10 protein-coding genes are annotated in these 13,717 nt (G+C 70.2%); 4 read left to right on the top strand and 6 right to left on the bottom strand.

The features are described from left to right. Nucleotides 1-2: 2 nt before the first annotated feature. The 4 genes from OG746_RS39330 to OG746_RS39315 form a co-directional block, all read right to left on the bottom strand. Nucleotides 3-260 (bottom strand): hypothetical protein, encoded by a 258-nt coding sequence (locus OG746_RS39330; RefSeq protein ID WP_266723473.1) that lies wholly within the window; start codon nucleotides 258-260, stop codon nucleotides 3-5. A gap of 29 nt (nucleotides 261-289) precedes the next feature. Further along, on the bottom strand, nucleotides 290-787 hold the full coding sequence (locus tag OG746_RS39325) for a DUF4383 domain-containing protein (protein WP_266723471.1): 498 nt from the start codon (nucleotides 785-787) through the stop codon (nucleotides 290-292). A 127-nt stretch (nucleotides 788-914) separates the two neighbouring features. Beyond that, the gene (locus OG746_RS39320) at nucleotides 915-2,189 is read right to left on the bottom strand and encodes an NAD(P)/FAD-dependent oxidoreductase (RefSeq protein WP_266723469.1); all 1,275 of its coding nucleotides are present in this window, start codon (nucleotides 2,187-2,189) and stop codon (nucleotides 915-917) included. A gap of 113 nt (nucleotides 2,190-2,302) precedes the next feature. Beyond that, nucleotides 2,303-3,310 carry a MerR family transcriptional regulator gene (locus tag OG746_RS39315; RefSeq protein WP_266723467.1) on the bottom strand — a complete coding sequence of 336 codons (1,008 nt, stop codon included), beginning with the start codon at nucleotides 3,308-3,310 and terminating at the stop codon, nucleotides 2,303-2,305. 173 nt (nucleotides 3,311-3,483) lie between these two features. On the opposite strand from OG746_RS39315, the gene OG746_RS39310 reads away from it, so the two are divergent. Beyond that, nucleotides 3,484-3,762, top strand: a complete 279-nt coding sequence (locus OG746_RS39310; protein WP_266723465.1) for a hypothetical protein — start codon at nucleotides 3,484-3,486, stop codon at nucleotides 3,760-3,762. Between the two features lie 134 nt (nucleotides 3,763-3,896). Further along, on the top strand, nucleotides 3,897-4,508 hold the full coding sequence (locus OG746_RS39305) for a sigma-70 family RNA polymerase sigma factor (protein ID WP_266723463.1): 612 nt from the start codon (nucleotides 3,897-3,899) through the stop codon (nucleotides 4,506-4,508). An 85-nt stretch (nucleotides 4,509-4,593) separates the two neighbouring features. Here OG746_RS39305 and OG746_RS39300 read toward each other — a convergent pair whose 3' ends face one another. Continuing rightward, entirely contained in the window at nucleotides 4,594-6,726 is a 2,133-nt protein-coding gene (locus tag OG746_RS39300) for a PQQ-dependent sugar dehydrogenase (RefSeq protein WP_266723461.1), read from the bottom strand. Between the two features lie 120 nt (nucleotides 6,727-6,846). Beyond that, complete coding sequence (locus OG746_RS39295; protein ID WP_266723459.1) at nucleotides 6,847-7,860, bottom strand: LamG-like jellyroll fold domain-containing protein; 1,014 nt, start codon at nucleotides 7,858-7,860, stop codon at nucleotides 6,847-6,849. 424 nt (nucleotides 7,861-8,284) lie between these two features. Between OG746_RS39295 and OG746_RS39290 the strand changes: the two genes are divergently transcribed. Together OG746_RS39290 and OG746_RS39285 are read left to right on the top strand one after the other, a co-directional pair. Then, nucleotides 8,285-10,075 carry a pectate lyase-like domain-containing protein gene (locus OG746_RS39290; protein WP_266723457.1) on the top strand — a complete coding sequence of 597 codons (1,791 nt, stop codon included), beginning with the start codon at nucleotides 8,285-8,287 and terminating at the stop codon, nucleotides 10,073-10,075. A gap of 298 nt (nucleotides 10,076-10,373) precedes the next feature. Then, nucleotides 10,374-13,694, top strand: a complete 3,321-nt coding sequence (locus OG746_RS39285; RefSeq protein WP_266723455.1) for a GH92 family glycosyl hydrolase — start codon at nucleotides 10,374-10,376, stop codon at nucleotides 13,692-13,694. Nucleotides 13,695-13,717: the final 23 nt, after the last annotated feature.

The raw sequence follows: 13,717 nt of genomic DNA, 5'->3' as shown, positions 1-13,717 counted from the left end.
GCTCACTTGCTCCCGGTGATCAGGCTTCCGTCGGTGCAGTGGTCGGCGTGGGCGCCCACGTGGTCACCGAGCACGGGGGCGACGGCGACTTCCTGGAGACAGGTAGCTGCGGAGCCGGCGTTCCAGTCGTCCGAGACGCCGATTCCGGAGCCGAGGTCACTGCCGTTCACGGCGTGGGCGGGTGCGGCGAGTCCGGTCATGGCGAGGGCGAGACCGGCGACACCGATGAGCTTCTTCATGCAGGGCGAACGACGCCGCATGACGGATGGATGCGGGGAGGCGTGAGAGATCACCTGCCCGGACGGAGCGCGGGCGCCGGGGCACTCCGCAGGGACTCGCGGGCGGCCTCGCGGGGGTGGCGGCGGCGCCAGTACGGGTTGTCGTGCGGCAGCTTGCCCGACACCCGGCCGTACATCCCGAAGGAGGCCACGAGCAGGCCCATCACGAAGCTGAAGACGACGTTCGTCATGCCGAAGTCCAGGACGTTGGCGGGGCGGTCCAGGACGAAGAGGTGGAAGAAGCCACTCAGGACGAACAGGGCGCCGACCGTCATGTTGAGTGTGGACGCGACGTTGCCGCCGATCACCGCGCCGCCGATGAGCACGAGACCCACGACGACCGAGATCAGGCTGAGCACGCCGTTGGTGGACATCCCGGCGATCTGCGTGCCGTCCGTGTCGAAGGGGCTGAGCCGGTCGGCGAAGCCGAGGCAGCCGAAGACCAGCAGGATGACACCGCACAGCTCGGCATCGAGTCCCGTTCGGCGTTCCGACGCCGCCGCTTCCACCGGGCCAAGGGGACCGGCCGGCGGACCTGGAGGAGTTGCTGCGCGGCGAACGGGAGCGCGGCGACGGTCCTCCGTGATCGCGCCCCTCCGGGCCCCGACGTCGCGCGGGCTCCGGCGGCGCGGTCGGTCAGCGTCGCAAGTCCTGCAGCACCTCGCGGGCGGCTCGGGCGCCGGAGGCAAGCGCGCCCTGGACCGAGCCGGTGGCCCGGTGGTCGCCGCACACGTAGCGGCCCGGCGTCACGCGCGTGGTCCGGGTCAGCGGCTGCGGCGGTGTCATGGCGGGCAGCGCGTCCTCCACGGTGCGGTGGGTCAGCAGGTCCCAACCGTCGCAGCCGGTGCCGTACGCCTCCCCGGCGGCCTCCCGCACCGCCCGCTCGCGGCCCTCCGTGTCCCGGCCGAGCACCGAGGTGGCGACGAGAGTGTGGCCGGGCGGCGCGTACTCGGGCACGGCGTCGCTGAGCACACACGTGTTGAGGAAACGGCGTTCGGTGTCGACGAGCAGGGTCGGCTCGCCGAGCGGGGAGCGCGGGGCGACGTGGTAGTACGTCGTCACCACGCGGGAGCCGGGCGTGGTGACCTGCGGCAGCAGCCCCGGGACGGCGCCCGGGCCGGTGGCGACCACGACCGCCCGCGCGCGGATCTCCTCGCCACCGATGGTGAGCACCCCTGCGTCGGTGAGTTCGGCGACGGGGGTCTCCAGCCGTACGGCGTACGGGGGCAGGGCCGCCGCGAGGGCCCGCGGCAGCGCGCCGACCCCCGTGGTCGGCAGGCACAGCGTGCCGCGCAGCATGCTCCGCCACACCAGGTGGAACACCCGGGCGGATGTCTCCAGCTCGTCCTCCAGGAACACCCCCGACAGGAACGGGCGGAAGAACCGCTCCACGAGGTCCTCCGAGATCCCGGCGGCCGCGAGCGCGGTACGTGTGGTGGTGTCGGCGGACCGCTTGAGCAGCCGGGCGGGCGCCAGCATGTCCCGGGCGGACAGCGCGCCGAGGGCGGTGAGGTCCCGGGGACCGGCGAGGCGGCCCGGCAGCAGGTCGGGCACCGTGCGCGGTCGGCGGGTGGGGTCGCTGAAGCGGAGCCGGCCGCCAGGGGCGTGGATCAGGACACCGGGGGTGAAGGGCCGCAGGCGCAGGCCCCGCAGCGACACTCTGCGCCGGACCTGCGGGTAGGAGGTGTTGCAGACCTGGAAGCCGCGGTCCACGACGAAGCCGTCGACCCGGTCCGCGCGCATCCGGCCGCCCACCTCGTCCGCGGCCTCCAGGACCTGGGCGTCGACGCCGGCCGACAGCAGGTCCCGGGCGCAGGCGAGCCCGGCGACGCCGGCCCCGACCACGAGCACCTCGGCGCCGTCCCTGGCCGCGGACGTGCGACGCCCCGTGGGCTTGCCAGTGGCGGACATGCGATCACCTCTTCCGTCCGTCGGCGCGGCCGGTCTGTCGGCCTGTTCCCTGTGTTCGGCGGAAGGCGTGCCGACGGATGCGGTGTCATCCGGGAGGGGGCGGGGGCCTCGCGTCAGCGGGCGCGCAGCGCGGTCACCGCGTCGCTGAGGCTGTGCGGGTACGCGGCGCCCGCGACCGCCGCGCCCCGCCAGCCGGGGCCGCCGAGCTGGACCACGGGTTTCTGGCGCGCGCCCTTGAGGCCCCAACCCACGCGCAGGAGGTGCTCGGCGAGCGAGGCGCCCGCCGTGGAGCGTGTCTGGGACCAGAGCATCACCGCCGCGGGACCGGTTCGGTGCACCGCTTCGGCCAGAGCGTCGGCGGGGACGGCCGCTCCGAGCATCCGTACCGGGCGCCCCTCGATGGTGAGAGCGGCGTGCATCGCCTCAAGGGGCAGCGTGTGCTGTTCGCCGGGGGTGCAGGCCAGCAGGACGGGAGCGCCCGTGCGGCGGATCGGTCGACGGTCGAGGAAGGGGACACAGCGCAGCGCCGTGGACACATGCCAGGACAGGAAGTGCTCGACCTCGACGTAACGGTCACCCGCGGACTCCCACTTGCGGCCGACGGCGTTCAGCGTCGGCATCATGAGCTCTTCCCAGGTGGCGACGACACCGTGCTCACGCAGGAAGCCGCGGAGGCGGTCCTCGACGGTGTCGGCGTCGAGGCGCACGGCCGCACGGGCGAGTCCGCGGCACTCGGGGCGCGCCACACCGAGGGCGAGGCCCGCGTGCTCAGCGGCCGGGTCGGTGACATCGCCGTCGCCGTCCCCAGGGTGGGGCGCGCCGTCGAGCGGGGATGGCTGCACAGGGCTCGCGCTCTTGACGAGCCGCGCGGCCTCGCCGGGCGGCACACCCTGCGCGGTCAGCCGGCACATTTCCTCCAGCATCGCGACGTCGCCCGGGTACCACCGCCGGTGGCGGCCTTCGCTCCTGCGGGCCGGTCCCAGTCCGTAGCGCCGGTCCCAGGAACGCAGCGTGGTGGGTGACACCCCGAGGCGTCGGGCCACGGTGCCGGACGTGAGGCCGGCGCCATCGGCCGCGTCGTCCGGGGCGCCCGCCCGCGCGTCGTACGCCTGCTGATCCATGTACGCACCATATCGATGCAAGAGCAGTGCACCACCGCACCGCGTCGTGTTGTCGTTTTGCCCGCGCGCCCACGCATCCAACCGGCCTGCCTGCACGGAAGAGGAGTTGCAAGCCGCCGGACAGTACCGCGCCCCGTCCCGGCCCCACGCCCGACGAAAGCGCGAGGTGCGCCATGACCACGCCACCCCGGGACCGGCATCCACCGGCCGAGGACCTCGCCCTCGTGGCGCTGAGCGAGAAGTCCTGGGCTCCCGGTTCGCGGCCGGTCGACACGTGGGGCGGAGGCGAACAGGCCCTGGACGCCGTGGACACGGAACACGTCCTGGGCTGCCCTGCCTGCCTCTTGACCCTCAGCCTCATGGTGCGGGTGGTGCGGGCCGCCCGGGCGGGACCCGACCGTCCCACCGCGCCGCCGGCGTCCACATGGCAGGAGATCCGCCGCAGGCTTTGAGGCCCGACCGGCGTACCGGTTCAGCGGCCCGACCAGCCACTGAGCACATATCGATGCAACTTCGCTGCAAGTCGATGCGCGCTCTTTTCGTCAGCACAGTGGTGGCCGGCAGCCGACGGCGAAAGGACCGGGCCATGTCTGTCCTACTGACCATGACGAAGGCCGCAGCACCGGGGGCGCCCGACGAGCAGACCGACGAGCAGTCCGACGAGGAGATCGCCGTCGAACTGCTGCGCGGGAACGAGGCGGGCCTCGAAGGCGCCTACCGTCGCTGGGCGACGCTGGTGCACACCCTGGCCCACCGCTCGCTCGGCGACGCCCGCGAGGCCGAGGACGTGACCCAGCAGGTCTTCCTCGCGGCCTGGCGCGGCCGACGGAACTTCGATCCCCGACGCGGTCAGCTCGCCGGCTGGCTCGTCGGCATCACCCGCCGCAAGGTGGCCGACGCGCTCAGCGCGCGCACCCGGCGCACCGAACTGATCGACGCCGCCGGGGCGTTGCTCGCGGTCCACCACCCGGCGCAGGAGCGCGACGTCCAGCGCGTACTCGACCAAGTCGTCGTCACCCACGCACTGGCACAGCTGCCCACGGCGCAGCGCCGCGTCCTGGAGCTCACCTTCTACGACGACCTGACGCAGAACCAGATCGCCGAACTCACGGGATGGCCGCTGGGCACCGTCAAGAGCCACGCCCGCCGGGGGATGCTCCGCATGCGGGACGAGCTCATGGCGACGACGGGCGCGTGAGCCGCTCCGAGGCGATCACCGGAAGACGGTGCGGCGGCCGCGGCCGGAAACCTCACCTGCCGCGGACCGCCACCACACATGGCCGCTACGACGTACCGGACACCTTCAGACCGCGTATCCGGCCGGCGTTGTCGAACGAACCGAAGCCGACGCGCCCGTCACCGGGTCGCTTGCTCACGGCTGTCATCAAGGGGTAGTGCGAACCGTCCATGTAGACGGCCGTCTCCCCCGTGTCGCCGCAGCGCACCACCCGGACCCGGTGCCAGGCCGCGTCGCTGATCGCGGGCGGAGCGCCGGTGGTGCCGTCCCACTGGTCCTCCACCCGGAGGCGGTCGGCGTCGTCCACCGTGAAGACGCCGTTGTGCGGGTAGATGGAGTTGTCCTGGGACAGATGCGCGTAGCCGAATCGGGTGTCCGACTCGTGTCCGAAGACGACGACCACGTCCCGGTTGTCGATGTCGGTCGGCGTATCGATGCGGATCTGGGCGTCGATCCGCACATTGCGGTACGTGGGGCCGGCGGTCAGCACCGCGTACTCGTAGGGGCGGCGCGGTCCGGGCCGTTCGGCGCCAGGCTCGGTCATCACCGCCTCGCCGTCCTTGAACTGCCACTTGGACGGGGTGACGGGCGCCCAGTTCTCCGCGCCCATCACATCGGTGAGGGTCGTCCCGTCGGTGTCACAGCTCGCGAACTTGCGGGTTCCCGTCACCTTCCAGATTTTGCCGTCGGCCTTGGAGAGGATGTACAGCTCGCCGTCTGCGTCCTGTCCGAATCGCAGGTCGACGCGCTTGTCTCCGGTCAGCTCCTGCATGGAGACGCGCTTGCCGGACTTCGCGTCGTAGACCATCAGACTGTGCAGCTGTGCCAGCCGCTGTTCCGTGCCCGGCTTCGCGCGCCGCATGTCGCTCTCGTCCGTGTAGAGCAGACGGCCGTCGACGATGTCACCGAAGATGTACTTGCCCTCGAGGCCGTGCAGATCGTGGCCGCGGTAGACGTAGCCGCCCGAGATGCCGCGGCCCACGTCGGACTTGCAGTCCCAGTCGGCCGGCGGGTCGTGGTCGTAGGCGGCGACCGGATAGGTGTAGCCGTACTTGGCGTCGTCGGCGGGGAGCGGGAGGATCTTGGCGCACGGGTCGGTGGCCTTCTTGTCGAAGACGAAGGCGCCCTCGCGTTCGCTCCAGCCGTAGTTGTCGCCGGACTTGACCTCGTAGACGGACTCGATGGCGTGCTCGCCGACGTGGGACAGGAACATGCGGTGGCTGCCACGCGTGTCCCAGCTGAAGCGGTGCGGGTCGCGCATGCCGATCGCGTAGATCTCGCCGAGGGTGCCCGCCTGGTTCACGAACGGGTTGGCGGAGGGGATGCCGTACTGGCCGTTCGCGCTGTCACGGCCGCGCGGGTCGATGCGCAGGAGCTTGCCGTGCGGGAGGGCACGGTTTTGCGGGTCGCCGGTGGCGTTGCCCTTTCCGCCGTCGCCGACCGCGATGTAGAGCAGCCCGTAGTCCGCGTCGCCGGGCTTCGCGGTCGGGTTGAAGTCGATCTGCTGGACGCCGTGGACCTGGCCGTTGAAGCCGATGCGGAGCAGTTCGCGGTGGGTGCCGGAGAACGTGGGGGCGCTCGGGTCGTCGGCGGTCCACTCGGTGACGATGCCGTGGAAACCGTTTCCGCTGGGCTGGTCGAAGTCCGGCTTGGCGTCGGTCAGTTCGGGCTTCTCTGTGTGGACCGTGTAGAAGCGGCCGTTGTGCCGGAAGTCCGGGTCGAAGGTGACGTAGCCGAATCCGGTGCCCAGGCCCCGGCTGGCGTAGAAGGCGGACGAGAACTCCTTGTACAGGTCCAGGTAGACGTGCTGCCCGGAGCCGTCCTTGTTGAGGGAGTACAGGGAGCCGTTCTGGTCCGCGACGGCCAGCCGGCCGGACCCGCCCGGGAACGGGGTCAGGTAGTTGATCCGGTTGTACCGGATGAGACGGTCGTCCTCGACGGGGCCCGGGCGCGGCTCGGACTTGGGGAGCTGCGCGAACTCCTCGACCTCGAGGCCGAGGCCGGAGGTGACGGGTTTGCCGGGGATGGGGTCGGTGATGGCGCTCGCCCCCGTGTCGGCGGGCGCTTCGGCCGCGCCCGCCGGTGCCGCGGCGAGTGTCGCGGCGAGCAGGGCGCCGGTGAGGATCTGGATCAGGAGGGCTCTCTTACGGGGCCGGACGTGCGGGGCCGACGGGGACAAGGGGGCTCCCTTCGTACGCTTCGTGCGGTGTGTGCAGGAGACGGGATCGGGACGGGCGGTGTGTGCTGGGGACGGGATCGGGACGGCGGCGTGTGCGGGAGACGGGATCTGGACGGGCGCTCAGGATCCGGGGTGCCCGCCGGTGCGGCGGTACTCGGCCCGCACCTGGCCGGCAGTGGCGGCGCGGTTCAGGAACAGCAGGTCGTCCATGCGGCAGTTGCACGGGTTGGCCTCACGTGTGTTCTGCGGAAAGCTTCCGCCGATCTTGATGCCGCGCGGATCGGTCGGCGAGGCGAGATCGGGTTCCGGGTCTCCGGCGAGCGCCCACGGATCGTCGTCGCGTACGTAACTGCCCGGCAGGGCGCGGCCGTTGCGGTACAGCGCCAGCTCGCCGGTGTCGAAGTCGAAGGTCGCTGCCAGGTGGACCCACTGGCCGTCCGGCAGGTGCCTGCGCCAGTCGCCGTCCGCGGCGAAGGTCTGCGACGCGGAACCGTCCACGCGGCGGCCGAGGGCGACCAGCCGCAACTGGCCGTCGACGTCGATCAGTTCGAGGAGGGCGCGGACGTCGTGACCGTTGGAGTCGCCGGTCAGGACGCCGGCGAGGCCGATGGCGTTGTAGAGGTCGGAGGGGTCGGCCGTTCCCGAATTCGGGCTCGGGTTCTGCCCGGTGGTGCGGAACCAGCCCATCACGGTGGCCTGGCGGGTCCCGTTGAAGGCGTGCATCGAGGCCGCGCCGGCCGGGTCGTACACGCCTGCCTTCCAGTCGTCGTTGCCGGCCGCGCCCGGCTGCACCTGCCGGGTCTGCAGGACGTGGCCGCGGCGCGGATCGGCGTCGTCGCGCACGCGCATCGCCGCGCCGCCGTTGACGAGCGACAAAGTGGTGCCGGACGGCCCCACGTCGCGTTCGCGCCCGGCGTCCGCGGGGTCCGGATGCTCGAAGTCGTAGCCCGCGACCAGGCTTTGGCCGAGGCCGGCCCCGGTGACCGCGGAGCGGGCGTCCGGCGTGGACGCGGCCCCGGGCGGGGTGATGAACGCGGTGGCGAGCAGGGCGACCCCGGCCGCCGTCGCGGTGGGCCACAACCCCCGCCGCAGAGGTCTGCGTCGGCGTGCCGGCACTATGGTTCCAGGCGTCATGTCCACTCCCGAGGGCAAGCGTTGAAAGCGCTTCCTGTCCAGTCGTGCCTGTGCAACGTACAAAGATCAGCCGCGGGCGACAAGGGATCTGACAACGATGTCGGAATTCCTCTCGCCGAGCCACGGCGACGTGACCACGCGGCGACGGGGCCACGCGGCGACGGCGGAGCCGGCCCGTGTGCCGCACCCAACTCGGTTGGTGGTGGCGCGAGTTGGAGTGCGGGCCCCCGCCCCCTCGCCCCATGCCGTCACTTCCTGAAGGCTCAACCACCCCTTCTGTGGCCTTACTTGGACTTACCGCACCCGGCTCTCCGTGGACTTCTGCCGCATCTCTTGACGCCACATTCACCAACCTGAAGCATGCGTCGCCAAGGGAGCGCTCCCACACCCCCCATTGTTCATTTCATGAACCAGGAGAGCCGCTGTGACCCAACCTTCCCGTCCTCCGTCGCGCCGCGGTCTGCTCGCCGCGGGTGTCGCCGCCGCGGCACTGCCCGCGCTCGGCAGCGCGGCGGCGTCCGCCGCCACCACGAAGAAGTCCACCAACTCGGCGAAGCCCGCCAAGAAGCTGGCCGCCGGTGGCGACCTCGGGCCCAACGTCATCGTGTTCGACCCGTCCACGCCCGGCATCCAGGCCAAGCTCGACGAGATCTTCAAGCAGCAGGAGACCGCCCAGTTCGGCACCGGCCGCTACGCCCTGCTGTTCAAGCCCGGCACCTACAACGGGCTCAACGCCCAACTCGGCTTCTACACCTCGATCTCAGGCCTCGGCCTGTCCCCCGACGACACCACCATCAACGGCGACGTCACCGTCGACGCCGGCTGGTTCGACGGCAACGCCACACAGAACTTCTGGCGCAGCGCCGAGAACCTGGCGCTCGTGCCGGTGAACGGGACCAACCGGTGGGCGGTCGCCCAGGCCGCCCCGTTCCGCCGGATGCACGTCCGCGGTGGCCTCAACCTCTCGCCGGACGGCTACGGCTGGGCCAGCGGCGGCTACATAGCCGACAGCCGCATCGACGGCACCGTCGGCCCGTACTCGCAGCAGCAGTGGTACACCCGCGACTCCTCGGTGGGCGGATGGCAGAACGCCGTCTGGAACATGGTGTTCTCCGGCGTCGAGGGCGCACCCGCGCAGAGCTTCCCCGACCCGCCGTACACCACGCTCGACACCACCCCGGTCTCCCGCGAGAAGCCCTTCCTGTACCTGGACGGCGCGGACTACAAGGTGTTCCTGCCGGAGAAGCGCACGAACGCCCGCGGCACGACCTGGGGAAACGGCACCCCGCGCGGCACATCACTCCCGCTGAGCCAGTTCTACGTCGCTCAGCCCGGCGCCAGCGCGAGCACCCTCAACGCCGCCCTCGACCAGGGCCTCAACCTCCTTCTCACGCCCGGCATTTACCACCTCGACGCCCCGATCCAGGTGAACCGTGCGGGCACCGTCGTCCTCGGCCTCGGCTACGCCACACTCATCCCCGACGGCGGGGCGACGGCCGTGAAGGTGGCCGACGTAAACGGGGTGCGTCTTGCCGGGTTCCTGGTTGACGCCGGCACCGTCAACTCCTCCACCCTGGTGGAGATCGGCCCGAAGGGAGCGTCCGCCGACCACTCCGCGGACCCGATCACCGTGCAGGACGTGTTCGTACGGATCGGTGGTGCAGGCGCGGGCAAGGCCACCACCAGCCTGGTCGTCAACGCCCGGCACACCATCGTCGACCACACCTGGATCTGGCGCGCCGACCACGGCGACGGGGTCGGCTGGGACACCAACCGCGCCGACTACGGACTCGTCGTCAACGGCGACGACGTCCTGGCCACGGGCCTGTTCGTGGAGCACTTCAACAAGTACGACGTGCAGTGGTTCGGGCAGGGCGGCCGCACCATCTTCTTCCAGAACGAGAAGGCCTACGACGCCCCGAACCAGGCCGCGATCCAGGACGGCACCACCAAGGGCTTCGCCGCCTACAAGGTGGACAACTCCGTGACGAGTCACGAGGGTTGGGGCCTGGGCTCGTACTGCTTCTTCAACGTCGACCCGACGATCCGCCAGGACCGCGGCTTCACCGCGCCGAACACACCTGGCGTGAAGTTCCACGACCTGCTCGTGGTGTCACTGGGCGGCAAGGGCCAGTACGAACACGTCATCAACGACACCGGCGCCGCCACCTCGGGCGACACCACGGTGCCGTCGACGGTGACGTCCTACCCGTAACACGGCGACGTCCTACCCATAACCACGCACGGACGTCCGCGACTTCCGTCCCTGCATCGGGCTCCGCTCCGTGGATCGAGGAGCGGAGCCCCCTTGCAGGCGCGGAGGAGACGATCTAGCGTCATGCCCGCCCTATGACAACGATGTCCACGAGCGGGACCACAGCGGGAGTGGCATGCAATCAGCGCGATACGCACCAACCCGGAACAGATCGACGGCACAGCGCCTGAGGGGCCGACTGGGGGCCGCCGCACTCTGCCTGGCTCTCGCCGCCGCGGGTACTGCCGCAGCGACGCCAGTGAGCGCGAGCACCGCCACGCAGCCGTCGGCGGCGTCGTCGTCCGATGCGCCGCCTGGAGCGGGGGCCGATCTGACGAAGCTGGTCAATCCGTTCATCGGGACAGAGAACGAGGGACTGACCTTCCCTGCCGCGGGCGCGCCGTTCGGCCTGGTTCAGCAGAGTCCGTTGATGAAGACGGCCGGTGGCACGGGGTGCGACAAGGAGTCCTCCGACACGGTCGTCGGGTTCAGTCAGACGACCATCAACGGGTGCCGGTTCAACTACCTGCCGATGATGCCCACGACCGGCGAGGTGAGTTCGACCGATCCGGCACAGTACGCGTCGAAGTTCAGTCATGAGAACGAGACGACGGGGCCCGACTACTACGAGACGAAGCTCGACAAGTACGGCGTGACCGCCGGCCTGACGGCGACCGACCGGACCGGGTGGCAGCAGTACAAGTTCCCGCGGACGCGTCAGGCGAACGTGATGTTCAACGCCGGTGCCGGCGTGAGCAATTCAGAGATCCGCGTCGTCGGCGACCGGACGATCGAGGGATGGGTCGAGGACTCCAAGAAGACCTACTTCGTCGCCCAGCTCAGCCGCCCGTTCGCGTCGTACGGCACGTGGAAGGGCGACGACCGGAGCCCGGGGTCCCGCACTTCGACCGCCAAGGGCTCCAACGGAGCGTGGGCGACGTTCGACACGACGAAGAACGACGATCCCGTGGTCGCGAAGGTGGGGCTCTCCTTCACCGGACCCGCCGGCGCCCACAAGAACCTCGCGGCGGAGACGGGGAAGTTCGGCTTCGACTTCGACGCCGTGCACAAGGCGTTGAACGCCAAGTGGAACGCCATGCTGCACAAGGCCGCGATCGGTGGCGGCTCGCACGACCAACAGGTCGCGTACTACACGGCGTTGTACCACTCTCTGCTCGACCCGAACCTCATCGGTGACGTCGACGGCCGCTATGTCGGAGCCGACAAGAAGATCCACACCGCCGACGACTACACCCCCTACAGCAACCTCTCGCTGTGGGACACGTACCGGACGCAGAACAAGCTCCTCGAGATGCTCGTCCCCAAGGTCGCACGCGACGTCGACAAGTCGATCCTCGCGATCGCACGGGAGGGCGGCGCGCTGCCGCGCTGGTACCTGGAGGACGAGGAAGGCAACATCATGACCGGCGACCCGGTCACGCCGTTCCTCGTCGAGGGCTGGTCAAAGGGGCTGCTCACTGGAGCGGACGCCCAAGAGGCGTACAAGTACCTCCGGGCGAACGCGACCGAGGTGCCACCCGCCGACGTCCGTGAGAACGGCCGTGCCGGCGCCGCGTATTACGCGGAACGCGGCTACATCCCCTACGGCCTCAACGTAAAGTCCACCGCCGACTGCGGCAGGGACACGAGCGGCAACTGCTGCCCGACCAAGTCGAACGACAACGACTGCTACTACGGCACGTCGGCGACGTTGGAGTACGCGGCGGCCGACGCGTCATTGGCGCTGATGGCGAAGGGCCTCGGCCACGCCGACGACGCCAAGATGTTCGCCAAGCGCGGGCAGGCGTACAAGAACGTCTTCGACAAGCAGACCAGCCAGTTCCGACCGCGCACCGCGGCCGACGGCACCTGGCTGACCCCGTACGACCCGGTCACCAGCAACCACGCGTTCCACGAGCAGAACGCGAGCCAGTACCAGTGGTCGGTACCCCAGGACCCGGCGGGGCTGATCAGCATGCTGGGCGGCAAGGACGCGACGAACAAGCGGCTCAACGACTTCTTCGCCTACGACGACCTCCTCACCGACCCGGCGGGGACCGCCCGCAAGACCTGGGTCAGCGACCCGTACAACTACTACGGCTCCACGCACTACAACCCGAACAACGAGCCGAACCTCATCGCGCCGTACCTCTACGCGTGGACCGGACAGCCCAGCCGCACGGCGACCGTGATCAAGGCGCAGGAAACCCTGTTCACGAACACCGCCGGCGGCATCCCCGGCAATGACGACATGGGTGAGATGTCCGCCTGGTACGTGATGTCGTCGCTGGGCCTCTACCCCACGACCAGCGGCGGCAACTTCGACGTCATCACCACTCCGCAGTTCCCGAACGCCCGGGTGCGGATCGGTGACTACGGGAAGACGCAGGGCGGGACGCTGACGATCTCGGCGCCCGGCACCAGCATGGCCAACCGTTACATCGCCTCCGCGACGGTGAACGGCAAGGCCTGGGACAAGGCGTGGGTCGACCAGGCCGACATCGCACACGGCGGACACATCGACTACGCCCTGAGCACCAAGCCCACCGCATGGGCGACGGACAAGAAGAACGCCCCGCCGTCGATCAACACGACGCCGAATACGCAGCACCAGCTCAGCGCCGACGTGGGGCCGGACCAGGTCGCCATCGAGCCATCGGCAGACCACGCATCGCGACAACAGATCGACCTGACACTGCTGGCCACATCTCCGGACACCGCGCGGGTCGCCGTGACCGCGAAGGCTCCGAAGGGCTGGTCGGTGTCCCCGTCCAACACGACGGCGAAGGCCGACTCGAACGGGCTCCCCACCCAGATGAACAAGCGTCTGCGGATCACCGCCCCGGCCGGAACCAAGGCAGGCACCTACAAGGTGCCGGTCACCGCCGAACTCCCCGGAGCCGCACCGGTCAAGAAGACTGTCACCGTCGTTGTCCAGAAGGCTGGTGCGAACTGCACCATCAAGACGGTCACTTCGTGCGCCGTCGACCTGAACTCCGCCTACAACAACGACGGCGTCGCCACGCTCGCCGCGCCGGGCGAGGGCGACTTCGACGGCACGGGTACGAGCTTCGCCGCCGACCAACTGCCCGCACCGGGCCCGGTCACCTTCGGCGGGGTGACCTACCAGGCGCCCAAGACCTCCGGCACCAGCAAGAACTTCGTCAAGTCCACCGGCCAGGCAATCGCCCTCCCCACCGGTGACTACCACAGCCTCCACATCGTGGGCGCGTCCGACAACGGCAGCACCGGCGCCGCGTCGGCCACCGCCGTCGTCACGTACACCGACGGCAGCACCGCGACGGTTCCGCTCAAGCTCACCGGCTGGGCGAACAAGGCTCCGGACTTCGGCAACGACGTCGCGCTGACGACCGCGTACCAGCTCAAGGCCGGAACCGGGAAGACCACCACCAAGGCCTCCCTCTACGAGACGACCGTCCCGCTGGAGTCCGGGAAGCAGGTCCGGTCCCTCTCCCTGGCGGCACCGTCCGTACCGGCATGGGTGGCCCCCGGGTCCGGAGGCCTCGACTGGCAGCGCAACAGCAACCTCGGGATCTATGCGATGACGCTGAAGCACTGACCGTCACCAGCGGACCTGTCACA

It is taken from the genome of Streptomyces sp. NBC_01016 (assembly GCF_026341035.1).
In the GTDB taxonomy this organism is placed as follows: Bacteria; Actinomycetota; Actinomycetes; order Streptomycetales; family Streptomycetaceae; genus Streptomyces.
The sequence above is the reverse complement of the archived record's forward strand: the minus strand, read 5'-3'. Positions and strand labels throughout refer to the sequence as shown.

Bases quoted from the DNA above. Each gene is read 5' to 3' on its own strand.
- OG746_RS39330 (WP_266723473.1), bottom strand. From the start codon at position 260: ATGCGGCGTCGTTCGCCCTGCATGAAGAAGCTCATCGGTGTCGCCGGT.
- OG746_RS39320 (WP_266723469.1), bottom strand. From the start codon at position 2,189: ATGTCCGCCACTGGCAAGCCCACGGGGCGTCGCACGTCCGCGGCCAGG.
- OG746_RS39315 (WP_266723467.1), bottom strand. From the start codon at position 3,310: ATGGATCAGCAGGCGTACGACGCGCGGGCGGGCGCCCCGGACGACGCG.
- OG746_RS39310 (WP_266723465.1), top strand. From the start codon at position 3,484: ATGACCACGCCACCCCGGGACCGGCATCCACCGGCCGAGGACCTCGCC.
- OG746_RS39305 (WP_266723463.1), top strand. From the start codon at position 3,897: ATGTCTGTCCTACTGACCATGACGAAGGCCGCAGCACCGGGGGCGCCC.
- OG746_RS39295 (WP_266723459.1), bottom strand. From the start codon at position 7,860: ATGACGCCTGGAACCATAGTGCCGGCACGCCGACGCAGACCTCTGCGG.